The 24,514-nt window shown below is 44.2% G+C and carries 32 protein-coding genes and 2 pseudogenes; 17 read left to right on the forward strand and 17 right to left on the reverse strand.

Going from position 1 to position 24,514, the window contains the following annotated elements; translation table 11 throughout:
* A complete protein-coding gene (locus J7529_RS11830) occupies positions 1-426 on the forward strand; it encodes a photosystem I reaction center subunit II PsaD (protein WP_271941628.1) in 426 nt (141 codons plus the stop codon).
* Between the two features lie 297 nt (positions 427-723).
* On the opposite strand, the gene J7529_RS11835 is transcribed toward J7529_RS11830, so the two are convergent.
* The 4 genes from J7529_RS11835 to J7529_RS11850 all read right to left on the reverse strand — a co-directional run bounded on the left by J7529_RS11835 (position 724) and on the right by J7529_RS11850 (position 5,289).
* Positions 724-1,851 (reverse strand): transposase, encoded by a 1,128-nt coding sequence (locus tag J7529_RS11835; RefSeq protein ID WP_318729123.1) that lies wholly within the window; start codon positions 1,849-1,851, stop codon positions 724-726.
* Complete coding sequence (locus tag J7529_RS11840) at positions 1,793-2,329, reverse strand: IS607 family transposase (RefSeq protein ID WP_318729124.1); 537 nt, start codon at positions 2,327-2,329, stop codon at positions 1,793-1,795. Before J7529_RS11840 ends, J7529_RS11835 begins: the two co-directional genes overlap by 59 nt.
* A 141-nt stretch (positions 2,330-2,470) precedes the next feature.
* A complete protein-coding gene (locus J7529_RS11845) occupies positions 2,471-4,057 on the reverse strand; it encodes a serine/threonine-protein kinase (protein ID WP_318729125.1) in 1,587 nt (528 codons plus the stop codon).
* A gap of 869 nt (positions 4,058-4,926) precedes the next feature.
* Positions 4,927-5,289 carry a winged helix-turn-helix transcriptional regulator gene (locus J7529_RS11850; protein ID WP_271941617.1) on the reverse strand — a complete coding sequence of 121 codons (363 nt, stop codon included), beginning with the start codon at positions 5,287-5,289 and terminating at the stop codon, positions 4,927-4,929.
* Positions 5,290-5,453: 164 nt separating this feature from the next.
* Here J7529_RS11850 and J7529_RS11855 point away from each other — a divergent pair, with 164 nt between their 5' ends.
* The 3 genes from J7529_RS11855 to J7529_RS11865 are packed head-to-tail and all read left to right on the forward strand — an operon-like array spanning position 5,454 to position 7,475.
* The gene (locus J7529_RS11855; protein WP_318729126.1) at positions 5,454-6,158 is read left to right on the forward strand and encodes a glutathione S-transferase family protein; all 705 of its coding nucleotides are present in this window, start codon (positions 5,454-5,456) and stop codon (positions 6,156-6,158) included.
* A gap of 32 nt (positions 6,159-6,190) precedes the next feature.
* Complete coding sequence (locus tag J7529_RS11860) at positions 6,191-6,835, forward strand: peroxiredoxin-like family protein (protein ID WP_318729127.1); 645 nt, start codon at positions 6,191-6,193, stop codon at positions 6,833-6,835.
* 46 nt (positions 6,836-6,881) lie between these two features.
* On the forward strand, positions 6,882-7,475 hold the full coding sequence (locus tag J7529_RS11865; RefSeq protein WP_271941610.1) for an NAD(P)H-dependent oxidoreductase: 594 nt from the start codon (positions 6,882-6,884) through the stop codon (positions 7,473-7,475).
* A gap of 368 nt (positions 7,476-7,843) precedes the next feature.
* Here the strand turns inward: J7529_RS11865 and J7529_RS24700 are convergent, their stop codons facing one another.
* The 6 genes from J7529_RS24700 to J7529_RS11895 all read right to left on the reverse strand — a co-directional run bounded on the left by J7529_RS24700 (position 7,844) and on the right by J7529_RS11895 (position 13,372).
* Positions 7,844-8,146: a DUF1810 family protein gene (locus tag J7529_RS24700; RefSeq protein ID WP_413038874.1), complete on the reverse strand. Its 303-nt coding sequence runs from the start codon at positions 8,144-8,146 to the stop codon at positions 7,844-7,846.
* A gap of 43 nt (positions 8,147-8,189) precedes the next feature.
* A complete protein-coding gene (locus J7529_RS11875; protein WP_318729129.1) occupies positions 8,190-9,584 on the reverse strand; it encodes an NAD(P)/FAD-dependent oxidoreductase in 1,395 nt (464 codons plus the stop codon).
* Between the two features lie 33 nt (positions 9,585-9,617).
* Positions 9,618-10,187 (reverse strand): Uma2 family endonuclease, encoded by a 570-nt coding sequence (locus J7529_RS11880; RefSeq protein ID WP_318729130.1) that lies wholly within the window; start codon positions 10,185-10,187, stop codon positions 9,618-9,620.
* A 138-nt stretch (positions 10,188-10,325) separates the two neighbouring features.
* Positions 10,326-11,741 (reverse strand): NAD(P)(+) transhydrogenase (Re/Si-specific) subunit beta, encoded by a 1,416-nt coding sequence (locus tag J7529_RS11885; RefSeq protein ID WP_318729131.1) that lies wholly within the window; start codon positions 11,739-11,741, stop codon positions 10,326-10,328.
* A gap of 60 nt (positions 11,742-11,801) precedes the next feature.
* Positions 11,802-12,089, reverse strand: a complete 288-nt coding sequence (locus tag J7529_RS11890; RefSeq protein WP_271941602.1) for an NAD(P) transhydrogenase subunit alpha — start codon at positions 12,087-12,089, stop codon at positions 11,802-11,804.
* 131 nt (positions 12,090-12,220) lie between these two features.
* Positions 12,221-13,372 (reverse strand): Re/Si-specific NAD(P)(+) transhydrogenase subunit alpha, encoded by a 1,152-nt coding sequence (locus tag J7529_RS11895; protein WP_271941599.1) that lies wholly within the window; start codon positions 13,370-13,372, stop codon positions 12,221-12,223.
* Between the two features lie 279 nt (positions 13,373-13,651).
* Between J7529_RS11895 and J7529_RS11900 the strand changes: the two genes are divergently transcribed.
* Genes J7529_RS11900 through J7529_RS11910 form a run of 3 tightly spaced genes read left to right on the forward strand, consistent with a single transcriptional unit; the run spans position 13,652 to position 14,525 of the window.
* Entirely contained in the window at positions 13,652-13,855 is a 204-nt protein-coding gene (locus J7529_RS11900; RefSeq protein ID WP_318729132.1) for a DUF433 domain-containing protein, read from the forward strand.
* A gap of 8 nt (positions 13,856-13,863) precedes the next feature.
* Positions 13,864-14,139: a hypothetical protein gene (locus J7529_RS11905; protein WP_318729133.1), complete on the forward strand. Its 276-nt coding sequence runs from the start codon at positions 13,864-13,866 to the stop codon at positions 14,137-14,139.
* A 5-nt stretch (positions 14,140-14,144) separates the two neighbouring features.
* Entirely contained in the window at positions 14,145-14,525 is a 381-nt protein-coding gene (locus J7529_RS11910; RefSeq protein ID WP_318729134.1) for a DUF6516 family protein, read from the forward strand.
* Here the strand turns inward: J7529_RS11910 and J7529_RS11915 are convergent.
* Complete coding sequence (locus J7529_RS11915) at positions 14,506-15,840, reverse strand: NB-ARC domain-containing protein (protein WP_318729135.1); 1,335 nt, start codon at positions 15,838-15,840, stop codon at positions 14,506-14,508. The genes J7529_RS11910 and J7529_RS11915 overlap by 20 nt on opposite strands.
* Before the next feature lie 233 nt (positions 15,841-16,073).
* Here J7529_RS11915 and J7529_RS11920 point away from each other — a divergent pair, with 233 nt between their 5' ends.
* Positions 16,074-16,427 carry a hypothetical protein gene (locus J7529_RS11920; protein ID WP_318729136.1) on the forward strand — a complete coding sequence of 118 codons (354 nt, stop codon included), beginning with the start codon at positions 16,074-16,076 and terminating at the stop codon, positions 16,425-16,427.
* Positions 16,428-16,601: 174 nt separating this feature from the next.
* Here the strand turns inward: J7529_RS11920 and J7529_RS24705 are convergent.
* The 5 genes and pseudogenes from J7529_RS24705 to J7529_RS11950 all read right to left on the reverse strand — a co-directional run bounded on the left by J7529_RS24705 (position 16,602) and on the right by J7529_RS11950 (position 18,447).
* Positions 16,602-16,991, reverse strand: a pseudogene (locus tag J7529_RS24705) (type II toxin-antitoxin system VapC family toxin).
* Positions 16,978-17,103: pseudogene (locus J7529_RS24710) on the reverse strand (AbrB family transcriptional regulator); the annotation flags it as partial. The pseudogenes J7529_RS24705 and J7529_RS24710, both read right to left, overlap by 14 nt.
* 398 nt (positions 17,104-17,501) lie before the next feature.
* Positions 17,502-17,825 carry a helix-turn-helix transcriptional regulator gene (locus J7529_RS11940; RefSeq protein ID WP_318729140.1) on the reverse strand — a complete coding sequence of 108 codons (324 nt, stop codon included), beginning with the start codon at positions 17,823-17,825 and terminating at the stop codon, positions 17,502-17,504.
* A 10-nt stretch (positions 17,826-17,835) separates the two neighbouring features.
* Complete coding sequence (locus J7529_RS11945; RefSeq protein ID WP_318729141.1) at positions 17,836-18,201, reverse strand: type II toxin-antitoxin system RelE/ParE family toxin; 366 nt, start codon at positions 18,199-18,201, stop codon at positions 17,836-17,838.
* 12 nt (positions 18,202-18,213) lie between these two features.
* A complete protein-coding gene (locus tag J7529_RS11950) occupies positions 18,214-18,447 on the reverse strand; it encodes a hypothetical protein (RefSeq protein WP_318729142.1) in 234 nt (77 codons plus the stop codon).
* Positions 18,448-18,676: 229 nt separating this feature from the next.
* Between J7529_RS11950 and J7529_RS11955 the strand changes: the two genes are divergently transcribed.
* From J7529_RS11955 to J7529_RS11995, 9 genes are all read left to right on the forward strand, one after another.
* Positions 18,677-18,892 carry a hypothetical protein gene (locus tag J7529_RS11955; protein ID WP_318729143.1) on the forward strand — a complete coding sequence of 72 codons (216 nt, stop codon included), beginning with the start codon at positions 18,677-18,679 and terminating at the stop codon, positions 18,890-18,892.
* A complete protein-coding gene (locus tag J7529_RS11960) occupies positions 18,889-19,317 on the forward strand; it encodes a hypothetical protein (RefSeq protein ID WP_318729144.1) in 429 nt (142 codons plus the stop codon). The genes J7529_RS11955 and J7529_RS11960 overlap by 4 nt, the downstream gene beginning before the upstream one ends.
* 194 nt (positions 19,318-19,511) lie before the next feature.
* Entirely contained in the window at positions 19,512-20,057 is a 546-nt protein-coding gene (locus tag J7529_RS11965) for a DUF2808 domain-containing protein (RefSeq protein ID WP_318729145.1), read from the forward strand.
* 143 nt (positions 20,058-20,200) lie between these two features.
* The gene (gene rpmH, locus J7529_RS11970) at positions 20,201-20,338 is read left to right on the forward strand and encodes a 50S ribosomal protein L34 (protein WP_271941585.1); all 138 of its coding nucleotides are present in this window, start codon (positions 20,201-20,203) and stop codon (positions 20,336-20,338) included.
* Between the two features lie 112 nt (positions 20,339-20,450).
* Complete coding sequence (rnpA, locus tag J7529_RS11975; RefSeq protein ID WP_271941830.1) at positions 20,451-20,828, forward strand: ribonuclease P protein component; 378 nt, start codon at positions 20,451-20,453, stop codon at positions 20,826-20,828.
* Entirely contained in the window at positions 20,818-21,219 is a 402-nt protein-coding gene (locus J7529_RS11980; RefSeq protein ID WP_318729147.1) for a PH domain-containing protein, read from the forward strand. The genes rnpA and J7529_RS11980 overlap by 11 nt, the downstream gene beginning before the upstream one ends.
* Before the next feature lie 118 nt (positions 21,220-21,337).
* The gene (gene yidC / locus J7529_RS11985) at positions 21,338-22,528 is read left to right on the forward strand and encodes a membrane protein insertase YidC (RefSeq protein WP_318729148.1); all 1,191 of its coding nucleotides are present in this window, start codon (positions 21,338-21,340) and stop codon (positions 22,526-22,528) included.
* Between the two features lie 15 nt (positions 22,529-22,543).
* Complete coding sequence (locus J7529_RS11990) at positions 22,544-23,047, forward strand: protein jag (protein ID WP_318729149.1); 504 nt, start codon at positions 22,544-22,546, stop codon at positions 23,045-23,047.
* Positions 23,048-23,065: 18 nt separating this feature from the next.
* Positions 23,066-23,584: a YceD family protein gene (locus J7529_RS11995; RefSeq protein ID WP_413038875.1), complete on the forward strand. Its 519-nt coding sequence runs from the start codon at positions 23,066-23,068 to the stop codon at positions 23,582-23,584.
* Positions 23,585-23,936: 352 nt separating this feature from the next.
* Here the strand turns inward: J7529_RS11995 and J7529_RS12000 are convergent.
* A partial coding sequence (locus tag J7529_RS12000; RefSeq protein ID WP_318729151.1) for a thioesterase domain-containing protein occupies positions 23,937-24,514 on the reverse strand: 578 nt, incomplete at its 5' end.

Raw genomic sequence — 24,514 nt, forward strand, 5'->3', positions numbered from 1 at the left:
ATGAGTGAGACACTGACCGGACAAGCTCCCCTATTTGGGGGAAGTACTGGTGGACTACTCACCAAAGCATCAGTAGAAGAAAAATACGCCATCACTTGGACATCGCCCAAAGCCCAAGTCTTTGAGATGCCCACCGGTGGTGCAGCCACTATGCAACAAGGTGAAAACCTTCTGTATCTGGCTCGCAAAGAACAATGCTTGGCCCTCGCCTATCGCCAACTGCGGCCCAAATTTAAGATCAACGATTATAAAATTTACCGGGTTTATCCCAATGGTGAAATTCAGTATCTTCATCCCGCAGATGGTGTGTTCCCTGAAAAAGTGAACGAAGGTCGGCAATTTAACGGTAAAGTTGACCGCAATATCGGCAGCAATCCTGAGCCAGCAACCCTTAAATTTAGTGGTAAACAACCCTACGAGGTTTAAGGCACTCTACTCATATTCCTTGAGTACAGGCAGCGAAAGACTTCCCTAGAGAGTGTTTTTCGTCTCAAAAAGGGCGATCTAGTGCGATCGCCCTTTTTTCTATAGCCAAAGCCCATCAAAAAAAGAAAGTGATATCAAGTCCGGCGAATCAGATACACGATGTCATTACGTTTCCGCTTCGCGGACATGAAAGCGAGGCTTGCACGAAGCGCGAATAGAGCGGATCAAAACCAAGCAATCTCCTCCATTTCGGTAATCTTGGCCTTTCATAGAATTAAACTTTCCGATACTATTTTGCTAACTAACGCTAACAATGCACTCTGAAAGACAATCTCTCAGAGAGGGCGTATCTACCAAAGCGCGGAGAAAAATTCCCCGTGCGCCATTTAAGTCTCGATCCATTTTTAAGCCATCACTTCCTTTAATGACTTTTCTGCCCCCTAGATTAGGAATGAGTTCTCCCGTCCACGAAACCGTTTTACTGGTATAGGCTTCATTCACATCCAATATCAATTTTCCACCTTCTTTGGCTTTATGCTTCAAGAAACACTCAAAACGATAATGAGACCATGACAGCATTTGTCTTACCGATTTCGCTCTTATCTTACGTGAAGACTTGAAAACCATCTGGGAAACCTCAAAAGTGGGAAGCAAAATAACATCGAAATTGTCCACCAAAAACCGTGCCACTTTATGATGTAATTCATCAACTAAATGACGAATTTTCAAACGGATTCGATTCGCTGCTTTTCTCATTCGCTGTTTCTTTTTCGACTGGGCTTTTGTCGAACGAGAAATTAAATCATCTAGGTGGTAGCACAAGCGCTGGATTCTTCCAATATCATCAGAACTAATCCAGCCATAACTATTTTCTGAAAAGAAGGTGAGGAAGTTTCGGACTCCAGGGTCGAGGGCAACCACTCTACCTTGATTCTCGGTTTTTTCGGGTTGCTCTTCTCTTGAAAGACAAAGATAATAACATCCTTGATGGACGACTATCCGACAATCTCCGTGTTTTTCGGGAAGATTTTCGGCATAGGATATCTCTCCTAAGATTGTCCTATATATTCCTTTTTCTGTCACCGCAGAACTGGGAATGTAACAAGATTGAACGGGTTTCTTTCTCGATCTAAATTTGACCTTCTGAATTTCTCCCTTCTCTTTATACTTTTTCTTGGCTTCCCTCACGGCAATGCAAGCATCTCGAATAGCAATAGATTTAATTTGGAATGGAATGGAATTTGACCAATCTGGTAAATCATTTAAGATTCCTCCTTTTATCTTTTTCCAATTCGCTTTTGTTCCTTCCCGTTGCAAATACTCTACTGTTCTGTTATAAACAAAACGAGCTGTTCCTATCCACTGTCTAACTTTTCTCCTTTGCTCTGCATTCAGGTAAATCCTTATCTTTTTTGATTTTTTCACCGTATTTTCGCAGCCCGTGGAGGCGACAAGAGAAGACGTGGATGATGGCGAGTATATCTTGCACGAGTTCTGATTCGGGGCAATGTTCAGATTGGTCGAGAACCACGATTTTTCCACCGTTTTGTTCGACCATGTATTCGATGAGTTCAAATCCGAATCGGGTGAGTCGGTCGCGACAGGCAACAACAATTTCGAGCTTATCTCCTTGCATAAGTCTGTCCAATAAGGAACGCAATCCTTTCCTTTTGAAGTTGAGTCCGCTTCCGATGTCTTGCACGATTTCTGCTTTTGGGTAGACCGATTGCATATAGGCAACTTGTCTTTGCAAGTCGTCTTTTTGCTTGTTGCTGCTGACTCGGCAGTAGCAAACAAAGGCAGACTGAGTTGCTCCCATAATATAGGATTCGACATTGAAGAGTCTTTGTCCTGCTTTCGTCCGGATTGTCTCAATTTGCCCTTGGTCTGCATATCGCCTCAATGTATTTGGGTGCAGTCCTAATTTTTCGACTGCTTTTCTTAATGGCACCTATGGCATGTTGCCATGTTAGCATCAGTTAGTCTAAGTGAGCAATAGTTAACAAATTTTGTGCTGTTATTGAACCTTCTCACCGCATTGAGACTACTTTCCGCGCCCTTTTGGTAAAACCGTTCTCCAATTCGTTCTCGCTCGCTTTAACTGCTGCTCCGTCACCTTAGCGCCAGTTAAATTCGCCCCACATAAATTCGCCCCATTCAAATTGGCACTACTCAAATAGGCATAACTCAAATCAGCACCCCGCAGATCCGCCCCCTCTAAATTCGCATAATTAAAATAAGCGCGACTCAAATTCGCATCCCGCAAAATTGTCTGTTTTAAACGCGCCTTTGTAAAATCCGAGCGAAATAAATTGGCACGAGTGAAATTCGTCTTCACAAACTTACATTCTCGGAAATTTGCCTCTGGAAACACCATTTCCTGAAGATTAAGGGCACTCAAGTCATGATCGACAAAATCCCTACGACCCTTGGCATAATAGGTGAGCAGCTCTTGCTCCTTCAAACGAGTGGGAATCTTTGGTTTGTTTGCCCCCGAACTTCCTCCCGAAGTTGGGCCAGAATTGGCTTGAGTTGAAATTGAGGTATTAGAAAGTCCTGTATTACCGCCTCGCAACCTAGATTGGCGCGAACGAATCGACACCCCGAAACGAGAGAGATGGCTACTTGGGCCAGAATTCCCAGTATTGCGCCCTCCTGTCCCCCTAGAAGAGGTCTCCGTTGTCGGTTTCACTGGCCCCGTTAACATCCCTTGGGCTAAACTATCCAAATAAGGCTCTAACTCTAAAGCCTTCAAAATATCTTGGGCACACTGATAGCGATGTTTAACTGACCCATCGAGCATTTTCTTCAACACGCGAGTTAAATGATCGCTAATTTGTACCTGTCGTTCCCAAAGAATTTCGCCGGTCGCCGGATCGTAACCCAAATCCTTTGGAGATTTAGCGGTTAACAAATAAATACAAGTTACACCCACTGCATAAATATCGCTGGCATAAACGGGTCTCAGAGCCATTTGTTCTGGGGGAGCATATCCTGGAGTCCCAATGGCAAAAGCCGTTAGAGCAGTTTGTTCCGAACTATTATCTACTGCTGTCGGATTTACCTGATCCTTAACTGCCCCAAAATCAATCAACACTAACTTCTTATCCTGATTGCGGCGAATCAAATTAGCGGGTTTAATATCTCGATGAATAACCTGATTGGAGTGAATATACTCAATGACTGGCAACAGCTCGCTTAAAAACTGCTTAATTCCGGCTTCCGTAAATGGCCCTCCCCGTTTTACCTCTCGGCTTAAGGTTGCTCCGCTAATGTATTCCTGAACCAAATAAAATTCCTGTTCAGTTTCAAAATAATCGAGCAAACCAGGTAACTGTGGGTGATTGCCAATTTTACCCAGGGTCTTTGCTTCTCGTCGAAACAGCTCTCTAGCCATTTGCAGGGTTTGAGGAGAGGTAGAAGCCGGGCGCAATTGCTTAATCACACAATAGGGATTCCCTGGAAGGGATAAATTTTGAGCCAGAAAAGTTGCCCCAAATCCCCCTTGTCCCAAGAGTTTAGAGATATGATAACGTTCTCGAAGCAGCAGTTTGGAGCCACAAGCAGCACAAACTTGAGCATTGGGAGAATTTTCTGGATTTGGACAAACCGGGTTAACGCAGTAGCTCATTGAGGCCTTACTCGCTTCTTAAGTTTGACTGCCAGGATAGGGCTATCCTAGATTGATTATGACGCAAGTTAAGCAGGTGTTCGATCGTCATTGTCGCTCTAATTACTACCTTTATCTGGGAGTTGAGAGTAATTATACCAAGCGACTGCCAGAGCAATCCAATCATCAATCACAATCTAGGTATGACTTTTGAGTTATGCATCCCTATTTATCATCATACATGGTCTTTCAGGAAGTTGACAGTTAACCATGGGGTAATGTCAAAGCCTAAATTTCTCGGCGCACACAGATCTCATCAGCAACTGTTATCCATGTAAGCCTCCCACGTCACTTCAATATGATTCTCGTCTATTTTCCTTAGAGAATGTTGAATTTGAACCCTTTCACCTGTACGACGGGTTAGTTGACCCCTAGAGGAGAGATTCTGTTGACCACGCTCAACCACAGAAAGCTCAATAAACGCTCCATTAGATGAAAACTGTCGCCGCTCCATTAGCTGGCCTTCGGAATTAAAAGACCAGGTTTCGACTGAGCTTAAACGATTGTCTTCAAATCCCTTTCCAATAAGCCAACCTCGTCCGTAACTCTCCATGTGAATGCTGTACCTCCTTCTGTCGGTTGGCATGTCCATTCACCTATTAAGAACTGTGCTAGAGGTTCGGCAAATGACGGCAATGGAATGAGGGTCAACACAAGGGTAATTATACCGCAGCCTATATGTCGCATAAGGTCAATGTCTGTATAGTATTGGATAAGGCGATCGCTATAGATTGGGTCACAACAGCAACTTCTGCCTATTCCCAAACCCCTCATTTACGTAGTGATTTTTTCTAATTATCCCTTAGTATACCTGAAAATCTGCAATTCCTCTAGATATTATTAGCTTCTGACCAATTTTTGAGTTCTTCCAAAAAGCCGAGCGCAGTTTGGCCAAACTCGGTGATTTCGTAGGCGACGGCGATCGGGCGATCGCTCACTACTTCCCGTTTGACCAAACCCGATTCTTCCATTTCTTGCAGCCGCTGGCTCACCATCTTTTTACTGGCTCCCCCTAACTGTCGCACCAAATCATTGAAGCGCACCGGGCCATCTTTAAGATGCCAGAGAATTGAGCCTTTCCATTTGCCCCCCAACACGCGCATTCCTCGCTCAATGGGGCAGGGTTCTAAACAAGGCTCTACTGCACTCTTGCGACCCTTGCTATCTGTGGTGATGTTGGTAACAGTACTCATAATAAATTTGGTTACTAAAAGTATACTGGTTGACGCTAGTTACTAGATTATTTATCTTAAGACATATAGCTCACCTGTACCATCACTGGCCGGATTTTGGGATGACGACAAGCACTAGCCGTCTCCTATATCCGATTTACATCCTTTCATGATCAGAGGTTGTTATGGCATCCCCCGATATTCATCTGTACACCGCTTCCACGATGAATGGTTGGAAGCCCGTCATCTTTCTCGAAGAGGCGGAGGTTGAATACGAACTGACCTACATTGACTTTGGGAAACAAGAGCAAAAATCTGAGTGGTATATGAAGCTCAATCCCAATGGGCGCATTCCGACAATTATTGATCGCGGCAATGATGACTTTGTCGTTTTCGAGTCGGGAGCAATTCTCTGGTATCTCGCACAAAAGTACCAGAAGTTTCTTCCCCGCGACGAAAAAGCCCAGTCTCAAGCCCTGCAATGGTTGATGTTTCAGATGAGTGGCATTGGGCCAATGATGGGGCAAGCCATGTACTTTCAACGGATTGCGGCTCCTAAAGGAATTGAAGACCAATACGCGATCGATCGCTACGTGGCCGAGTCGCGGAGATTGCTAGAAGTGCTAGACCAGCAACTCGAAGGCAAAGCCTATTTATTGGGAGACGACTTCACCATTGTTGATATTGCCACGTATCCCTGGGTGCGATCGTACCCTTGGGCAAAAGTTTCCATTGAGGGACTCGATAACCTCCAAGCTTGGTGCGATCGCATCGATGCTCGACCTGCCACTCAAAAGGCCGTCACGATTCCCAAACCCTTCCCAGCATTCTTTGGCAAAGGGGATGAAGCAGCTTCCCAAGCCGAAAATGCCTCACGGTTTAATGCGTAAACTCACACTTAATACTCATTGGAGAATTCAACATGACGCTCGCAAACGACTTACAAGCTTTCCAACAACAATTTCGCAGTAATGTTCCCCAAGAAACACAGAATGTAATGCAGCAGGCTACCACTGACTTAGGGGACTCCGGGATTCTGAAGCAAACGCTCAAGGTGGGCGATACCATTCCGGACTTCACTTTGCCAAACGCTACAGGACAACCTGTGAGTATTAAAAAACTTTTGACGAAAGGCCCTGTAGCGATCGCATTCTATCGCGGCGGTTGGTGTCCCTACTGCAACCTAGAACTCCAGGCATTGCAAAATGCCCTGGCAAGTATTGAAGAGACTGGAGCCACTCTAGTCGCCATTTCGCCCGAAACTCCAGATAATTCCTTAACCACGCAAGAGAAAAATGAGTTAGCGTTTCCCGTCTTAAGTGATGTGGATAATCAGGTCGCTCGACAATTTGGGCTGGTCTTTAAGTTGCCCGCTTCTCTGCTTCCTATTTATCAAAGTTTCGGCATTGATGTGGCGGCTCATAATGGCAATGACCATTTTGAATTACCCATTCCCGCCACCTATGTCATCCAACCCAATGGCGAAATTGTGTATGCCTTTACAGATGTCGATTACACCAAACGGGCAGAACCGAGTGTTATTGTAGATGCTTTGAAAGGGCTGTAATAACTTCGATTGCCCCTATCAACCATAACCCCAGGAAATTTCAACCATGCCAAATATCTTCATCATCAATGGCCACGAAGAATATGCTATCTCCCCCGGCAAACTCAATGCCGCGTTAGTTGAAAAAGCCCAAACTCTTCTGAGTGCCAAAGGATATACCGTCAAAATCACTACGATGAAAGATGATTACGACATTGAAGAAGAAATCGCAAAACACCAGTGGGCTGATGCAATTATTCTTCAAACTCCCGTCAACTGGATGGGGGTATCATGGAGCTTCAAAAAATACATGGATTATGTGTATTCTTCTGGTCTGGATAGTCGGCTCTGTAACGGTGATGGCAGAACTCGCAAAGACCCCAGCAAGCAATATGGTACGGGTGGAACACTGACTGGTAAAAAATACATGCTTTCCCTGACGTTTAACGCACCAAAAGAAGCCTTTAACGATCCCAATCAGTGGTTATTTGAAGGCAAAAGTGTAGATGATTTATTCTGGCCGATGCATCTCAACTTTAAGTTTTTTGACATGGAGCCTTTACCAACGTTTGTCTGTTTTGATGTGATGAAAAACCCAGATATTGAAAATGACTTTATCCGATTTGAATCGCATCTCAATCAGTACTTTAAAGGCTCTTAGAAAGCTCAAGTAAAAAACTTTCAATTACTTCAATATTGTATTGAAAGGTGTCCTCTTGTCTGACGAAAAGATGTTATTTTATTGGGTCTTCGTAGCCCAGACTTGTTTTACAGTGCTTGGTGCTGTGATGGGGAACTAGAGGGAGCAAAGAACAGACTTGGTGGAGCTTTGAATGTTATTCACTCCACCCACTCCCCTATTCCTCCACGGAGAGCGCTTGGCGCTGTATTATTGATTGCATCCCAACAACTCCAACGTTTTCGTGTCTCGTTCCCCGTTGTAAAACCGATCCAACACTTGTACAAACACAGAATCAGGGGGTGATACTATTTTTCTGTAACAATGCGCTTAATGATTATTGTCAAAAACTAAGTTTTATAGTTGTTGTAATTAAGGATGGGACATGGTTGTAGGGGCAAACGGCCGTTCGCCCCTACAGATACCGTTGTTGTAGAATGACTATACTTATAGCTGTCATTGTTTATTAAGCGCAACTTCATGGAGAAATAGTATGACACGACTGAAAATAAGGTGGCACACGATCGCAATTTCAGGTCATCAGGGGAGCCAAACATGTCATGTGCCGATCGCCCAGCTATCCCTAAAACGGTTATTGTACATTCGAGCAGGCGATCGCCTAAAACTGGATGCTCTAAAATTGACTCAATAATCGCTGCTTTGAGTTAGTTAATCGCAAGAGAGATGCATCCAATCTCAACTTAAAGACCTGCCATGTATCCTTTGATTATAATCCTGCCATTCTTGGTCAGTTTGATATAATCCCCTCAACGTGGCTTGTTGCACTTGGGCCATAATTGGATAGCGAGTTTTTTCATACTCATCAAACACTTCATTAATTTTCTCTAAATTCTCTTCATAACCTTGCTCAAATAACCGAGAAATTCCCCTAGACAAACACCAAGCATCTTCCAAACCTTGATTAGCGCCTTGTCCAGCAAAAGGCGGCATTCCGTGAGCTGCATCTCCAGCTAAAACTATTTTGTCTCGATGCCATGAAAACTCAGGGATGCAACCTATTTTTAATCGAGGATCAGCCGTTTCTGGAAACGATAAATCAGCAGTAACCGGATAGATATAATAGGAACGAGCTACCATAGAGTCTGGCGGAGATAAGCGTAATAACTCAAGCAATTCTTCTGGAAATTCTTCCTGGGTCAGAATATGAATAGTACGATCGATAATTTGGGGCTTGCTTTGTTGAGTTAATTCTTCGACAGAAAAACAATGATGGATGATGTAAGCAAATTGATGATTCGGTCTTTTGGCCAAAATCAAACGCGATTTGTTGTTATTGATTCCTTGTGTTGAATGTTGGTTGAATATAGAGACTAAAGGCAATTGGCCGATAAATTTTCCATAGATAGTTTGTGCTAAAGCATCAGGAATTGTTTCAGTCCCCGTACATCCAATCAGACCATAACCGGAATACAAAGGGCGATCGTCTGGATAGATCAGACGACGAACTGTAGAATTAATACCATCAGCAGCAACCACCAATTTAGCGCGAATAGATTGAATAGAAGTCGGTTCTGTAGAGGGATTTTCTGTTAAACTTTCTGGCCAATGAGCATAAATATTTGGGGATTCTTGACCATTAGATTGATAGTCAATTCTCAGATATCCTGTATCTGATTCTTGTACGATATTAACACAACGGCAATTGGCTTGAACTTGGGATTCAGACAGCAGCGTTCTTAAAGTTGTTTGCAAAGTGTACCAACCGATAGATACGCGCCCTTCTCCATAGGTTTTGAACCAATGGTCAAAACTCAGAGGAACAGCCCGTAAAATTTCACCTTGGGTATTTTTATAGACCCATTGAGGAGATGGGGAACTAGGCTGATCGGGAGAAGCTAAATATAAAGTTCCAGATTGTTTAACTGCGTCATATGCATCTGGATCAATCAGTTTCAGCGCCTTTAAACCATTTGGTAGTAAATCAAATCCCTGACCAACTTGACGAAATTCACGAGTTTTATCAATAACTAGGATATTTTCTAGACCTCGTTTTTGCAAACCGATTGCCGTAGCTAACCCTACTGGGCCAGCGCCCACAATTACCACATCATAGATAGGAACTTTAGTCATGGATAGAATTGAAATCTATTACTCGGTCATCTCTCACTGTGTCAAAACCTCATCATAAATCTCTGCCATTGTCAAGGTTAAACCCACTGAATTCAACTCTAAGCTATCATCGGACTCTAAGATTTCTAGAGACCAGGTTCCGTCCGTATCCCGTCGATATACTTCCACCTTCATTTGGGTTTGAGAAACAAGAACATATTCCTGTAAACTGGGCAAACTTTGATAATTCAATCGTTTTTCTCGTCGATCTAAACTTTGAGTGGAAGGAGAAAGGACCTCTACAATTAAACAAGGACGAGTTTTATAATATCTTTCCGTATCTTGAGGGTCACAAGTCACCATGACATCGGGATAATAAAAAAGCTCCGCAGTATCGCGAGCCATGGGCATATTAACTTTCATATCTGACATGAATGTTTTACAACCACGGCCCCGTAAGTGACTTAATAAACGAGTATAGATATTGCCTGCAATACGATTATGTTCTTCGCTGCCACCAGACATGGCGAATATTTGGCCGCCAAGATATTCATGGCGAATGGGACTCTTTTTTTCACCTTCAAGATAATCTATTACAGAAATCAATGCTGTAGAAAGTTTCATGAGTTTGTCCTGGTTTGCGCGAATATCCTGATTATATCAAATCCGATGAATTAACCAACGATCGCCAGGGAATAAAAAGCAGTAGTGGCTCAAAGTTTTGAGCCACTACTCTCTCCATTTTATTGGAAATGACTACAACTACAACTCTTTGACACTAGAAACGAGTTGATTGACCATATCCTTAGCGCTACCAAAGAGCATCATTGTTTTATCCTTGTAAAACAACTCATTATCTACACCGGCAAACCCAGTATTCAAACTGCGCTTAATGACAATGGTATGCTTGGCGCGATCTACTTCTAGAATGGGCATCCCATAAATGGGGCTATCCTGATTACTGCGAGCGGCAGGATTAACAACATCATTCGCTCCAATTACCAACGCCACATCAGTTTGATCGAATTGGGGATTGATGTCATCCATGTCATAGAGTTGGTTGTAGGGAACATTGGCTTCTGCTAACAGGACGTTCATGTGTCCTGGCATCCGTCCAGCTACGGGATGAATGGCATATTTGACTTCAACTCCTTGTTTTTCGAGTAAATCAGCTAACTCCCGGACGACATGCTGGGCTTGGGCAACTGCCATGCCATATCCGGGAACGACTACGACGGATTTGGAATAGCCGAGCATCATGGCTCCTTCTTCGGAGTCGATGCTGTGAACGGTTTGTTGTACTGCTCCTCCAGAACTTCCACTACTACTGGTTCCTTCAGCGGTTCCAAAGCCCCCAAAGAGAACATTGGTGAGGGTGCGGTTCATGGCTTTACACATGATTTGGGTGAGGATTAAACCAGAGGCTCCGACTAATGCACCGGAGATAATCAGGACGTTGTTCATCACCACAAATCCGGCGGCGCTGGCGGCTAAACCTGAAAGGGAGTTGAGGAGGGAGATAACTACGGGCATATCGCCACCGCCAATGGGAATGACGAATAGGATACCTAGGAGTAAGGAAATTCCGGTCATCACCAGGAAAACCGGGGCGTTGATGGAGTCGTAGAGTAAATAGCCGGTTGTACCCAAAAAAGCAATCAGCAGGAGGATATTAATCGGTTGTTGCAGGGGAAATTTAATCGGCGCTCCGGTGAGTAAGCCTTGGAGTTTTCCGAAGGCAATTAGAGAACCGGTGAGGGTAACGCCACCGATAAAGACGCTGAGAATAATGGAGAGATTGGCATCAATGGGAATCGGTTGCTGCTGGTTTAAGCGCCGCCAAAATTCGCCGATCGCCACTAGAGCAGATGCAGCTCCCCCCAAACCATTAAATAAGCCTACCATCTGAGGCATGGCCGTCATAGCGACCTGTTTAGCAGCGATCGCCCCAATCAGAGAACCAATAATAATCCCCACTAGAATAAGTTCATAGTTGAGAACTTGTTGGTCTAACAGGGTAACTACAACGGCTAAAAACATCGCAACAGATCCTAATAAATTCCCATTGCGAGCCGTTGCTGGAGAGCCAAGTTGTTTCAAACCAATGATAAACAAGGACGCAGAAACCAGATAAACCAGTTGAATCCCTGTGGGTAAATAATCCGTTAATGCTGTCATTTGGGTAATAGGTAATAGGTAATAGGGAATAGGGAATAGAAAATCTCCCAATCTTCGCGTTCAGGCTTCTTTCTTCTTGAACATTTGCAACATGCGATCGGTGACCAAAAAACCGCCCACCACGTTGATTGTGGCGCAGACAACGGCAATTAGACCGAGGATTACGCTAATGCTGAGGGTGCGATCGCCGGCCACAATTAAGGCCCCAATTAAGGCAATTCCAGAAATGGCATTCGCCCCAGACATCAAAGGGGTGTGCAGCGTAGGCGGAACTTTGTTAATTACTTCAAAGCCAGCAAAACTGGCAAGCACAAAGACAAATAAAGCGCCGATTAATGATTCTGTCATGATGATAGGTAATGAGTAATGGACAGGGGAAATAGGGAATAGGGAATAGACCTTCTCTGCGTCCCTGCTCCCTGAGCGGAGTCGAAGGGAGCGCTCATATCTCTCGATTTTCCTATCCCTACATAACCCAGTTAATTGGCAACAGGAGATTGTTCGCTAGCCAAGGCATCTTTAACTCGCTGATTGCGGATTTCTCCCCCGTGGGTGACTACAGTGCCGCTGATAATATCATCGTCAAAGTCGAGATTTAATTCGCCTTCTTTCACCAGATAATTCAGCAGAGTGGAGATATTTTTGGCATACATTTGTGAGGCATGAATGGCCATAGATGCCGGAAGATTAATGGGGCCAATGACGGTTACTCCTTCATAGACAACATCTTTACCTGCTTCGCTAACTTCACAGTTACCTCCTTGTTCAGCGGCCAAATCAACCACCACTGAACCCGGTTTCATTTGTGCCACCATTTCTTTCGTCACTAACCGGGGTGCTTTTTTACCCGGAACTTGAGCCGTGGTAATCACCACATCTGCCGTTTTCACATGCTCGGCGACTAATTCTTGGGAACGGCGTTTGGAGTCTTCCGAAATTTCCCGTGCATAGCCTCCTTCGGCTACGGTTTCTTCATTGAGTGTTACTTCCACGAATTTAGCGCCCAAGCTTTGTACTTCTTCCTTGACGGCGGGACGAATATCAAAGGCTTCTACGACAGCTCCCAGTCGTCTAGCTGTGGCGATCGCCTGTAGACCCGCAACTCCAGCGCCAATGACAAATACTTTCGCCGGTCGAATGGTTCCCGCAGCCGTGGTTAACATAGGAAAGAACTTAGGCAGAGCCGCAGCCGCAATCAAAACCGCCTTATAACCCGCTACCCCCGCTTGGGAGGATAAAGCGTCCATACTTTGGGCACGACTGGTACGGGGAATCAGTTCCATACTTAAAGCTGTTACCTGAGCATTAGCCAGTTTCTGGATCATTTCTGGTTGGCCCAAGGGATTCAAAAAGCTAATCAGTACCTTTCCGGGAGTCAGTAGACCGAGTTCTTCTTCGACTGGAGAGCCAACTTTTAACAATACATCTACTTCTTTCCATAATTTCTCTTTATCAGAAATAACTTGCGCTCCCGCTTCCTCATAGGCAGAATCCTCAAAACAGGACTGCTCGCCTAAGCCAGATTCAACCCAAATCTCTAACCCCTGTTTGGTTAACTTGGCGATCGCATCGGGAATTAGAGCAACTCGGCGTTCTCGATACTCAACTTCTTTCGCAACTCCTATTTTCATGGATATTCCTCTTCTATAGCGATCAATGGGCTATGGTCGAACCAGCATTATTGCTGGATAGATAGCACCGACTGGATTTGAGTCATTTGCATTTGGTTCCTATGGATCGTAGGCCGATCCCTGGAAACCCAAGGGGATCTTTAACTTGTTTTATGAATTCGTGGGACTTCAACACCCTGACTCGATAGCCCCCTCATCCCCGTACTGCCCTCTCTGGAATGGGTGGCGATTACTTCTATGCCACAATAGAAGAACAGTTAATATACTCGAGGGAGTTCCATGGCGATCGCCGATCTAGATCGTATTACCATCAACCCAGAAGTGTGCCTTGGACAACCAACAATTCGAGGAATGCGGATCGCTGTAGAATTTGTCCTCAAGCTCCTAGCTAGCCAGTTATCTGTTCAAGACATTTTAGAGTCGTATCCAGAGCTAGAAGAAGAAGACATTCGTCAGGCTCTCAATTATAATGAACTGAAATAAAGTATCTTATGAATCAAAAATTAGTAGAATCTTTAGTGCAAATTATTCTTTCGTTATCTGATGAAGAGCAGCAATATTTGGAGTCTGAACTCCGAAATTCTTCGATCGCTAAACAAATTAAAGATTTAGAGCATCAGGTCAAAAAATTTGAAGATAAATATCAGATGTTATCAGAAAAATTTTATCAGCGATACCAGTCGGGTGAACTGGGCGATTCCAGCGATTTTTTTGAATGGAACACTTATTATGAAATGCTCGCTGCCAGCCAAGTTAAAGTATCTTAAACCTGATGAGTTTAGAGCAATATATTGCTGAAATAAAAGACAAGCTTACTGATAGCACAATTATTAGTAATATCGAGATCGTTGATGAGCGCATACTACTCAATCGCGGCTACTTTCGGGCTAGGTTGACCCTAATTAACGATGACTTCTTGGAAATTGCTGAATCATTCACCATTGAAGAGACTCAACTGTTAACGTTAGATTATCGCTACCAATGGATGGATTCATCTAAACAAGTCCTTAAAAAACGCTGGGATAGTGTCAATCATTTTCCAGATTTACCCAATTTTCCCCATCATATTCATATTGGCTCAGAAACTAACGTTCAGCCTGGACAATCTCGAAATATCTTAGAATTCATAGATTTTATGGAATCCGATTTTTGACATATTGTTCGATCGCCGGTTGCAGGGTTAAAACTGGGGATTTTTCCAGTAAACTTCTTTTTTGCAAGGATTGTATCGCTTTTAAGAAATCCGAGTCAGATAAAAGGTCTGGCGGTTTCTGGCTAATCTCTACGGGTTGCTCTTGGTTCGCTAACCAGTGAAGCAGAATTTTTTCCGATTCTGAAATTCGTAGATAATGTTGTTTTAGGATTGGTTCTAGGTCGCCTAAAAATAGGGTGGTATAGGAGAGAAATTGTTGGACGCTGCCGTTAAATAAATCGAGAATCGTAGAGGCAATAATCTTTAGCCATAAGGGGTTACCATTGTAAAGTTGGATCAGGTCTGACCATTTTTTTTGGTCTTTGAGTTCTCTTTGCTTGAGCAGTTCAGTGGCTAAATTCCCTAATCCCGGTACAGGGAAGGTTTTACAGTAGGGATTTTCGGTTTCTAGGGTGGCTATTTCTAGGGGTTTTTCCCAACTGAGCAACAGAAGACAACTGTTGTGGGGGAATTGTCCGATTGCTTGGAGAAATTGACCATATTTTTCGTATTCTGGTCGATAGTTGCCCACGAATTCGCCAGGAGTTAAGGTTTCGTGGAAGTCGTCCAGGATGATTAAGCAACGGTGATTTCTGAGAGACTCCAAAATAACTGGATTTTGGCTCGATGAAGAGGGGGCGAGAAATTCCAGGATGTTGGTTTTTAGGGCGTTGAGGGTGGGAAATTGGCGATGACTGTGCCACAGGATGCGATCGAAGTTGTCTTTGATGTCTTCTACCAGTTGTCTCGCAAGGGCGGTTTTGCCGATTCCAGAGAGTCCGGTTAAGGTAACGATGCGGCTATTTTCTGCGAGTATCCATTGCTTGAGTGTTGCAAGTTCTTCGGTGCGGTTGTGGAGGTTCGGATATTCAGGTGCTTGACTGAGGTTGTGGCACGGTTGAGGGGGTTTGCTGGGGGTGGAGGGCAATTGGTTTCGCGGTATTTTTGATGGATTGTGTCTATCGCTACAGAAATTTATGTTATTACCAATTTGCACCCCTGTATTACTAAAGGAATAGAACATTCCATTTTCGATGAGCGATCTAACATTCTTCTTTTTTACATCTTCTCCCAACAGGTCGGACAAGAGTTTCCATAATTCCGATGCTGACTTCCTCACATGATCGCTACTACAGTGGTATTCGTCAGAAATATCCTTATATCCTTTACCTTCCCATACACCCTCCACAATAGCCCGTTGCAGCGAGTCCAGATGCTTCCCAGTTCTGGTAAAAATTAACTTATCAGTCCACTGCAAAGCTTCTTGAATCTCCATACCTGCTAAATTTAGGTTGTAGTTTTGTGTACTTACACCCCCCATTATCCTACAGTTTTCCCTATTTTGCTACAAAATCTCACGTTTTTCCACGTTTTTTACTTTTAATATTCTCGGAACTCCCCCCTAAATCCCATTTTTATAGGGTTGACGCACTGGAAATCAATTGAATAAAGTCACAGTAAGTACAGAATCAAACTCAAAAAATCACTTTTTTGCAAGTGTTTATTGATATGAAACGAAAAACTTTTATTGCTCTGATTGCTTGTGTAATAATTGGATTGTGGGCTGTTTCAGTAAGTGCGAGAGAAAAAACAGAGCTAAATGGACACTTTTTAACTATTCAAAATGTTGCATTCCATGGTAATGCAGACCGAAGTCATGGTTGGCCCGTTAGAGTAAGTGGTTTTGACGATGCTATCAATAAAGCTAAAAAATGGCGTTTAAATGCTTTTCATCTGTACATTGGTAATGACTTTGGTGCTGGTCAGATGTATCCGTGGAAAAATGTTCATGGCTATGAACCTAGGGATGGAGATCGGCAAAGTGTTGGTGTCATTATGGAAAGAAAACCTTTTCGTCAGTAAAGCAAAAACAAAGCGTCTGATTAATAGACTGTAAAAAACATCTAACCAGATATAGAAACCGGGTTTCTCCTAGGGATGCTGCCTCCTATCGAAGTCGAACCAGAAACCCGGTTTCTTTGCGCGGGTGGCGATCGCCTGTAGGGAGGTAGAATAGGGGATAACAGAAGAATATTCTTAAGGTTCAGGAACCTCACAATCAGTTAATCCCGTTGCTTTTTTCAAAAATTTTCTGTCAAAGCTGTACAAACGTTGACAATTTTGGCTTTTACCCAGATGTAAAGCATCAGCAAAATCCAACCCGTTTTCATGCCATTCTAAGGCTTTTGCAATTAGATCGGGATCTGCTAGATAGACATTCGGTAAACCCAAAAGATAATGCAAGGCTTGACAAATTTAGATCGGATTAAATTTATATGCAAAACGCAGTACCCATTCCGTTTCAAGAATTACAGTGTCTGCAATAAAAACATCGTTATTTTGAAGTAAATCAAGGATTTTTTGATATTGCTGTTCATCATCCTGAGTCAAAATCCGGACAACAATATTCGTATTAATTGATACCATTCTCTTGTTCCTCAATCCCTTGACGAATAGCATCTTCTAAGTCGTCAAGCGTTTTCGGAATTCCTTCGTATTTGAGACATCCGGCGACTTCATTCAATGTCGTTTCTGGAAAGCTCTTTACTTTTTGCTGTTGTAACTTGCTCAGGTCGCGATCGCTATGAATTGGCTTAAACTGACGATCAGGCTCCGCGCTACTCTCAATAGCCCCAATTAAATCATCTATTTTTTCCCATAAAGGTTGGTCTTCCGGCTGGGATTTAGGAAGTTGAGCCACTATCCAAGCTTCAGGAGTTAAGCCTTCTTTTTCGACAACTTCTAGCAGGGAGTGGTAAGTTTTCTCAGATAAAGTAATCGTATAGTTTGACATAGTTGTACTCAATTCGCTCAATTTCATCTTAACCCCTAGTTTCTGATTCGTCATAGGGTCTAGAAACCGGGTTTGTCCTAGGGATGCTGCCTCCTATCGAGGTCGAGCCAGAAACCCGGTTTCTTTGCATGGGTGGCGATCGCTTACAACGCCACCACCCGTGTCTGAGCTTCTCGGCAAGACTTCGGTTTCACCACGATTTCCACATCCTGACCCAATGTATTTAAAAACCGAAATAACCAAGTTGCAGAAAAACCGGATAGCTTTCCATTGACTAATGCTGATACTTTAGGCTGATCGATCCCTAGCAATGTTGCCACTTCAGTTGGAGTCATATTTTGGGCAGCGATAATACTACTAATTCTTCGAGCCAGTTCTGCCTTAACCAGTAATTCGTCAGAGTTCTCTAACTCTAAATCGGCAAATACGTTGCCACTTCCGGTTTGGACTTCGATGGGTTGATTCATAGTTTTCCTACTAATTTGTGTAATTTTCTGAATAATGTTCTTTAGCGCGTTTAAGCCTAGCCTCAATTAACTCAATATCCTGCTTAGGCGTTGCAATTCCTTTGTGGGATTTCTTTTGAAAAGCATGGAGGACATAGACCACACCCGCTAACTTTAAGGTATAAACGGCTCGATAAGTGTCTCCATCAAAATCTTCAACCACTTCCAGCACCCCAGCACCTTTAAAGCCTTTTAGGGGTTTTGCAGATGGATGTTTCTCACCACATTGAGCTAGATATAGGGCATACCCAACCGCTTGCCGAACCTCTTCTGGGAAGTCTTTTAAGTCCTCAAGAGAACTGCCAACCCACTCAACTGGTTTTAGTAATTCACTCATTCCTCAATCATGCTACTTTATTTCGTATTTGAGACATCCTGCAACTTCATTCAAAGTGGTTTCTGGAAAGCTCTTTACTTTTTGTTGTTGTAACTTTCTCAGGTCGCGATCGCTATGAATTTGCTTAAACTGGGGTTTAGGAAATTGAGCCACTATCCAAGCTTCAGGAGTTAAGCCTTGTTTGTCGAAAAATTCTAGCAGGGAGTAGTAAGTTTGCTCAGATAAAGTGATAGTATAGTTCGACATAATTGTACTCAATTCGCTCAATCCTATCTTAACCCCTAGGTTCTGATTCGTCATAGGATTTAGAAACCGGGTTTGTCCTAGGGATGCTGCCTCCTATCGAGGTCGAGCCAGAAACCCGGTTCCTTTGCGCGGGTGGCGATCGCCAGATTTCAACTCAAGGGATGACTTCAAAAGCATCTTTATCAAGCCTTGCACTACAATAGGAGCGAAGCCCTACTTTTCCCAATCCATGACAACCAACACTTCACTAGAAGAGCGCATGGCAGCAGTAGAAGCAGCTATTGCTCAAATTCAACAACAGATTGACCATCCGAAATCGCTCAACTGGTTAGAGCAAATTAGCGGCTCTTTCAAAGATGAACCAGCTTTTGAAGAGATCCTCGCATTAGGGCAAGCCATCCGCAGAGGCGATGAGTCTGTATTAGCTCCATCAGAAATAGAATGAGATATTTATTAGATACAGATCGCCTGAGCATTCTTCAACGTCAATTCGGGGAAAATTATAACAATCTTAGATCGCGAATGGCCCAATATCCCTTCTCAGATTTTGCCATTTCGATTATCACAATTCAGGAACAAATGCTGGGCTGCCATGCCTATATTAACCGCGCTCGTTATCCTAATGAATTGGTGAAAGGTTACGATCTCATGGTACGGCTAGTCGTTGACTTTCAGCGATTACCCATTCTATCTTTTGATGCGATCGCCGCCCAAACCTTAGAGCAGTTCAACTCACAACGGATTCAACTGGCTCAGATGGATGCGAGAATTGCCGCGATCGCGCTTTCTCGACGAATGATTTTATTAACCCGTAATCATCGAGACTTTAGCAAAGTAACAGGATTAGCCATAGAAGATTGGACAATTTGAAGTTGGGGAATAGATAAACCCGGTTTCTTGGCGCTTGTGGCGAATCGCTCCTAAGTATTTTGGCACTTTTTCACCCCACCTTGCGTCCGCACTACGACCCTATAGAGGTGACCTTTGTCAATCTTGGGGTTTCTTTTGGTAAAGTTAAGTAACGTAGTTTTCAATCAAGGATGAGTGGATTTAGCGGTTTTCCTATGCTTAAAACATTAAAGTCGATCAAGTATCCTCTATTGGCTGCGGCGATCGCCACAAGTCTGGTGGCGGCTATGCCTACCCTAACCTTTGCCAATGGTTTACCGGGACTGACTATCTTTGGGGGGCCTGGACGGGAAAATACTCTACCCTTCCGCCTTGACTATGATGGCATTGCCAATCAATGGGATCGCTATCGGCTTCGAGTTCCTCAAAAGAAACTCACAGAAGCAGTTCAGCAATTTACCATCTCCTACTCTGAAAGTCCCGCCAACTATACCGGCCAAATTGACCCCGATAAAGTAGAAGTGCGCATTAAAGGAGAGGCCCAACCCCTACAAGAGGTGATTTGGGATGAAGACAATAAACTGGTGGAGATTTATCCAGAAAACCCCATCCCCGCAGGTACTCCTGGATTAGAATTAGTCTTTTCCAATGTCAAAAACCCCGGATTTGGGATTTATCGGTTTAAGTGCCTAATTTTTACCCCTGGTGAGGTTCCTCTCCCCCGCTATATCGGAACTTGGGAATTAAGCATCAGTCCATAACTGCCTCATTCCCTTGGAGGATGGGGGATGGGGAGATGGTCTATTCCCTTTTCCCCTTCAGGGAACATCCCCTGAACTATGGTATAATGAACGATTGTGACATTTTTATTTGAGTCGCTAACCCTTTAAGTGAAAGCAATTCTATGAGTAAACGAACCTTAGAAGGAACCAACCGCAAACAAAAGAGAACGTCAGGGTTTCGGGCCCGGATGCGCAGTAATACCGGCCGCCGAGTCATTCGCACCCGTCGTAAAAAAGGCCGTCATCGGTTAACAGTTTAAGATTTACGGCTAATGTGGATGAGAGGAAATCCTTGCTGGGTAAGAGGTAATGGTGAAATTCGGAGAAATCCCCCATTACCTCTTATCCATGACCAGCGCGAAGCGCTATATCATGCTCCCCAAAGCTAACCGACTGAAAAATAGACGACATTTTGTCGGAGTCTATCGTCAAGGAAGCCGACATGAGAGTGCCCATTTGACCCTAAGAGCTTTAGGGCCAAAACTTTCTCGTTCGCAAAATGCCCATCGTCCAAGCCACCCTACCCAAATTGGCATTGCGATTGGCAAAAAAGTTGATAAACGAGCCGTTTATCGTAATCGAATAAAACGGCAAATGCGGGCCAAACTCCGCCAACTGCTCCCCAAAATTCAGAGGGGGTGGAGATTGGTATTTATTGTGCGCCCAAGTGTTCAATCCTGCAATTGGGACGAATTTCTGCAAGAATTAGAGCAGTTATTGGCACAGGCAGAGGTACTGAATGGGAATTAAAGAAGATGTCATCTATGATGGCGGCCCCCATATTGGAGATTTAATCTTCAATATTTTTATCGGTTTTACCATTATTGCTCTCCCCTTAACCATTGGTTCGATTATTCGAGCGATTTGGTCTCGATATCGGATTACCAGCCGCCGGGTTTCCAGTGTTGGAGGATGGATGGGACGCAACCGCACGGATGTAATTTACTCGGAAATCTCCCAAGTGGTCGTTGTTCCTAGGGGATTTGGATTGTGGGGAGATATGGTGATTACGCTCAAGGATGGCAGTCGTCTAGAACTGCGATCGCTCCCCCAGTTTCGGGAACTGTATGACTATATCAATGGCAAAATCTCCAAAAATGCCCAAACGAAAAGTGGCTCTGGGAGTAAGGTTAACGCCTAATTCTTTATCAGTCCGAGGACAGTGTGACTGTTCTCGGTGAAAATTAATCAGATCAAGCCTCCGACAATCAGATACACTGAAGAGGCAGTTCCTCAGCGCAAAGGTTAACTCACGACGAATGGACTTTGGTATTGGTTTTCTTTCTAGCAACGTTATGCTACCGATCCTGGATTTTTTCTACGGGATCGTACCGAGCTATGGTTTGGCGATCGTCGCCCTAACCTTGGTCATTCGGTTTGCTCTGTATCCCCTGAGTGCCGGATCAATTCGCAGTATGCGCCGCACCCGTGTGGTACAGCCCTACATGCAAAAGCGACAAGAAGAAATTCGCAATCGCTACAAAGATGACCCCACAAAACAACAAGAAGAGATGGCTAAACTCTTCAAAGAGGTGGGGAATCCCTTAGCCGGGTGTTTGCCAGTCCTGATTCAAATGCCGGTGCTATTTGCTCTGTTTGCCACATTGCGAGGATCGCCCTTTGCCGATGTTAACTATACGGTGGATGTGCAGATTTTCCCCCAAGAACAGATTCAGCGAATTCAACCCCAAATTTATGCCACCAAACCCCAAAACATCTATATCGAAGATGGGGTTCATGCTAAAGTAGCGGCAATTTTGCCTGGAGGTAATAAAATTGGGGTAGGCGAGAAAACCCAAATTAACCTACAAACTGTAGAAGGACAAACGGTTAACGAGTTGGTGGCTCAGTATCCGGATCAGGTACAAAAGCTACAACCGACTTGGACGATAACTAAGGGTGAAGAGTTTGTTGAGGTTAATCCCGATGGCTCTTTGGTTGCTCTTCAACCGGGAGAAGTGACCCTTCAAGGGACAGTCCCAGGATTAGCAGCAGAGAAAGGATTTTTATTTATTAAAGCTCTCGGAAGAGTTGGGGCTGTTGATGATAATGGCAATATTAACTTCGACATCCTCGGAATGGTGTTGTTCTTCGGGGTCAGTTTGTATCTGAACCAGGTGCTGTCTGGCCAGGGAGGAACCAGTACCAATAATGATGCCAATTCCCAGCAACAAACCATTAATAAGATTACGCCCATTATCTTTACAGGGATGTTTTTATTCTTTCCCTTACCGGCTGGGGTTTTGATGTATATGGTGATTGCCAATATTTTCCAAACGGCACAAACGTTTATTTTGTCTAAGGAACCGTTGCCGGAAAATCTCCAGAAGTTGGTCGAGGAAAAAGGCCTGAGCGTTAGTCCTGCGGGTACACTATCCGAGAATCGCGCGGATCTGCCTTTTGAAAAACGGTCTAAAAAGAAGACTAAACCGGAATCGAAAAAGAAATAGGCCTCGGTAGCAGCGATGAAGGAAACCATGCAAAAGCGCGGCCAGGAGTGGCTAGAAAACCTGTTAAAGAAGATGGGACTAGCCACTGCGGTGAGGGTGGAGGTAATTGAAGGATGGTCAGGACAGGAAACGTCTTGGTTAACGATTGACCCTTCGCCTTTAAATACGTCCCAGATTGAACAGTTGGTGGGTACGGGGGGCGAAAGTTTAGATGCCATTCAGTATCTGATTAATGCAATTCTCAATCTGGGACAAGACCGAGAGGAACAGGGGTCGTTTACAGTTGAGTTGAATGGCTATCGTCACCAGCGACAGCAGGAAGTGCAGAAAATGGCTGAGGTGGCGGCTTATACAGTACGTCAAACGGCGATCGCATATGAGATGAAGGCACTCTCATCGGCGGAAAGGAGAGAAGTGCATCAGTTTCTGCAATCGTATGAGGATCTGGAGACGGAGAGTGTGGGTAAAGAGCCTCATCGATGCTTGATTGTGCGTGTGCGACCCCAGCTCAGGGAGTAGTTTGCAAGGAGGTGGATGATGCAGATGATCCATATTCCTGGGTTGTTAAAGTGCCCAGATGGAAAACTCAAGATTGAGGTTGATGAGTATTTAGATGGGTTGGATTCTTTGATGCCTGTCGAGGGCTGGATTAAGATGATTCACCAAGGGAGTTACTTGGAGGTGAAGGCGATCGCCGAAACGATTGTAACCCTGAAGTGCGATCGTTGTCTGCAACAATATAATTATCGACTGCGGGCGAAAGCGAAGGAAATGATTTGGCTCGATCCCAATGCCGAGACTCTCAACGATAATCTACCGTTAGAGCGGGAAGTGGCTTTAGAGGATTTGGTGGAAACCCTCTCCCCTCAAGGTCATTTTGACCCTGAAGCTTGGCTCTACGAACAGCTTTGCTTAAGACTTCCCCATCGGCAATTATGTGATAAAGATTGTCCAGGAATTGAGGTCACTCAGCAAATGGCTGCACCTGACGATACTGCTATGGATTCCCGTTGGTCAGCTTTGGCAAATCTTAAGGATCAATTCCCACGAGCTTAATCGCAAAACTCTAACCTATTTAGGGAAGTCATTAAAGACCAGGGTAGCAGCAACAGTCATGGGACTTAGACAAAAATCAGCACTGATATCTGGCTCAAAGCTATACAGAACAAGGATTTAACATCGATCAAGTACCAATCCAGTGAGGGCTAGAGTTTCAGCTATTTTTCAGTCTTCGACCTGGTTTCCTTACCCTGACTGGATTACAGGTTATTTTAGTCGAAAGATTCTTCTAAGCTTCGCTATGGATAGTGCGTTTCCACTCCTACATTGTTGCCTGTTTCCTGTTCCCCAAGGTGAACTATTGCATCATAGCCAATTAACTGGACTTGATATTAGATCGCTCTTTAACTTAATTCAAACAAGCTCCCAGCTTTTGGGCGAGAACCCAGACGTGGGGCGATCGCATCATCCCATAATGATCGCCGGGAATCATATAAGTTTCCAACTTCCCTGTCACCAAACTACTCCACCCTCGGTCTTCTTCTAGTTCATTGGCTGAAAATAGAGCTACTCGACCCCAATAAGGCTGAGGTTGATAATCGTATATCGCCTTCAGGTTTGCTTTGAAAACCTCAAACAACCGATCCACCTGTTTCAGGGAGATTTCTCGCGGCAAAATATTCAGGCGTTTGGCTTCAGTGAGGATGCAACCTAACTGTTCTGAGGGTTGAAGTTGATGAAGTTCATGGGTCGAAATTGAGAACTCTGTGCCAAATATACCGGCGAGATCGCCCAATAGAGCATTAATCAAAAAAGCATCATCAATCGGTTTTTGATTCTGGCTCGGTACATAGCTGTCAATCAACGCCAATAGCTCAACGTTTTGCCCCAAAGTTTGCAACTGCCGTGCCATTTCCCAAGCAACGACTCCACCCATCGACCAGCCGCCTAAATAATACGGCCCGTGAGGCTGAATTTCCTGCAATG

Source organism: Roseofilum sp. Guam (assembly GCF_017746735.1).
In the GTDB taxonomy this organism is placed as follows: domain Bacteria; phylum Cyanobacteriota; class Cyanobacteriia; order Cyanobacteriales; family Desertifilaceae; genus Roseofilum; species Roseofilum reptotaenium.

Excerpts from the sequence above, each read along its gene's own strand:
- J7529_RS11830 (WP_271941628.1), top strand. The coding sequence starts at position 1 with ATGAGTGAGACACTGACCGGACAAGCTCCCCTATTTGGGGGAAGTACT.
- J7529_RS11845 (WP_318729125.1), bottom strand. The coding sequence starts at position 4,057 with ATGAGCTACTGCGTTAACCCGGTTTGTCCAAATCCAGAAAATTCTCCC.
- J7529_RS11850 (WP_271941617.1), bottom strand. The coding sequence starts at position 5,289 with ATGAGTACTGTTACCAACATCACCACAGATAGCAAGGGTCGCAAGAGT.
- J7529_RS11855 (WP_318729126.1), top strand. The coding sequence starts at position 5,454 with ATGGCATCCCCCGATATTCATCTGTACACCGCTTCCACGATGAATGGT.
- J7529_RS11860 (WP_318729127.1), top strand. The coding sequence starts at position 6,191 with ATGACGCTCGCAAACGACTTACAAGCTTTCCAACAACAATTTCGCAGT.
- J7529_RS11865 (WP_271941610.1), top strand. The coding sequence starts at position 6,882 with ATGCCAAATATCTTCATCATCAATGGCCACGAAGAATATGCTATCTCC.
- J7529_RS11875 (WP_318729129.1), bottom strand. The coding sequence starts at position 9,584 with ATGACTAAAGTTCCTATCTATGATGTGGTAATTGTGGGCGCTGGCCCA.
- J7529_RS11880 (WP_318729130.1), bottom strand. The coding sequence starts at position 10,187 with ATGAAACTTTCTACAGCATTGATTTCTGTAATAGATTATCTTGAAGGT.
- J7529_RS11885 (WP_318729131.1), bottom strand. The coding sequence starts at position 11,741 with ATGACAGCATTAACGGATTATTTACCCACAGGGATTCAACTGGTTTAT.
- J7529_RS11890 (WP_271941602.1), bottom strand. The coding sequence starts at position 12,089 with ATGACAGAATCATTAATCGGCGCTTTATTTGTCTTTGTGCTTGCCAGT.
- J7529_RS11895 (WP_271941599.1), bottom strand. The coding sequence starts at position 13,372 with ATGAAAATAGGAGTTGCGAAAGAAGTTGAGTATCGAGAACGCCGAGTT.
- J7529_RS11900 (WP_318729132.1), top strand. The coding sequence starts at position 13,652 with ATGGCGATCGCCGATCTAGATCGTATTACCATCAACCCAGAAGTGTGC.
- J7529_RS11905 (WP_318729133.1), top strand. The coding sequence starts at position 13,864 with ATGAATCAAAAATTAGTAGAATCTTTAGTGCAAATTATTCTTTCGTTA.
- J7529_RS11910 (WP_318729134.1), top strand. The coding sequence starts at position 14,145 with ATGAGTTTAGAGCAATATATTGCTGAAATAAAAGACAAGCTTACTGAT.
- J7529_RS11915 (WP_318729135.1), bottom strand. The coding sequence starts at position 15,840 with ATGGAGATTCAAGAAGCTTTGCAGTGGACTGATAAGTTAATTTTTACC.
- J7529_RS11920 (WP_318729136.1), top strand. The coding sequence starts at position 16,074 with ATGAAACGAAAAACTTTTATTGCTCTGATTGCTTGTGTAATAATTGGA.
- J7529_RS11940 (WP_318729140.1), bottom strand. The coding sequence starts at position 17,825 with ATGAATCAACCCATCGAAGTCCAAACCGGAAGTGGCAACGTATTTGCC.
- J7529_RS11945 (WP_318729141.1), bottom strand. The coding sequence starts at position 18,201 with ATGAGTGAATTACTAAAACCAGTTGAGTGGGTTGGCAGTTCTCTTGAG.
- J7529_RS11950 (WP_318729142.1), bottom strand. The coding sequence starts at position 18,447 with ATGTCGAACTATACTATCACTTTATCTGAGCAAACTTACTACTCCCTG.
- J7529_RS11955 (WP_318729143.1), top strand. The coding sequence starts at position 18,677 with ATGACAACCAACACTTCACTAGAAGAGCGCATGGCAGCAGTAGAAGCA.
- J7529_RS11960 (WP_318729144.1), top strand. The coding sequence starts at position 18,889 with ATGAGATATTTATTAGATACAGATCGCCTGAGCATTCTTCAACGTCAA.
- J7529_RS11965 (WP_318729145.1), top strand. The coding sequence starts at position 19,512 with ATGCTTAAAACATTAAAGTCGATCAAGTATCCTCTATTGGCTGCGGCG.
- rpmH (WP_271941585.1), top strand. The coding sequence starts at position 20,201 with ATGAGTAAACGAACCTTAGAAGGAACCAACCGCAAACAAAAGAGAACG.
- rnpA (WP_271941830.1), top strand. The coding sequence starts at position 20,451 with ATGCTCCCCAAAGCTAACCGACTGAAAAATAGACGACATTTTGTCGGA.
- J7529_RS11980 (WP_318729147.1), top strand. The coding sequence starts at position 20,818 with ATGGGAATTAAAGAAGATGTCATCTATGATGGCGGCCCCCATATTGGA.
- yidC (WP_318729148.1), top strand. The coding sequence starts at position 21,338 with ATGGACTTTGGTATTGGTTTTCTTTCTAGCAACGTTATGCTACCGATC.
- J7529_RS11990 (WP_318729149.1), top strand. The coding sequence starts at position 22,544 with ATGAAGGAAACCATGCAAAAGCGCGGCCAGGAGTGGCTAGAAAACCTG.
- J7529_RS11995 (WP_413038875.1), top strand. The coding sequence starts at position 23,066 with ATGCAGATGATCCATATTCCTGGGTTGTTAAAGTGCCCAGATGGAAAA.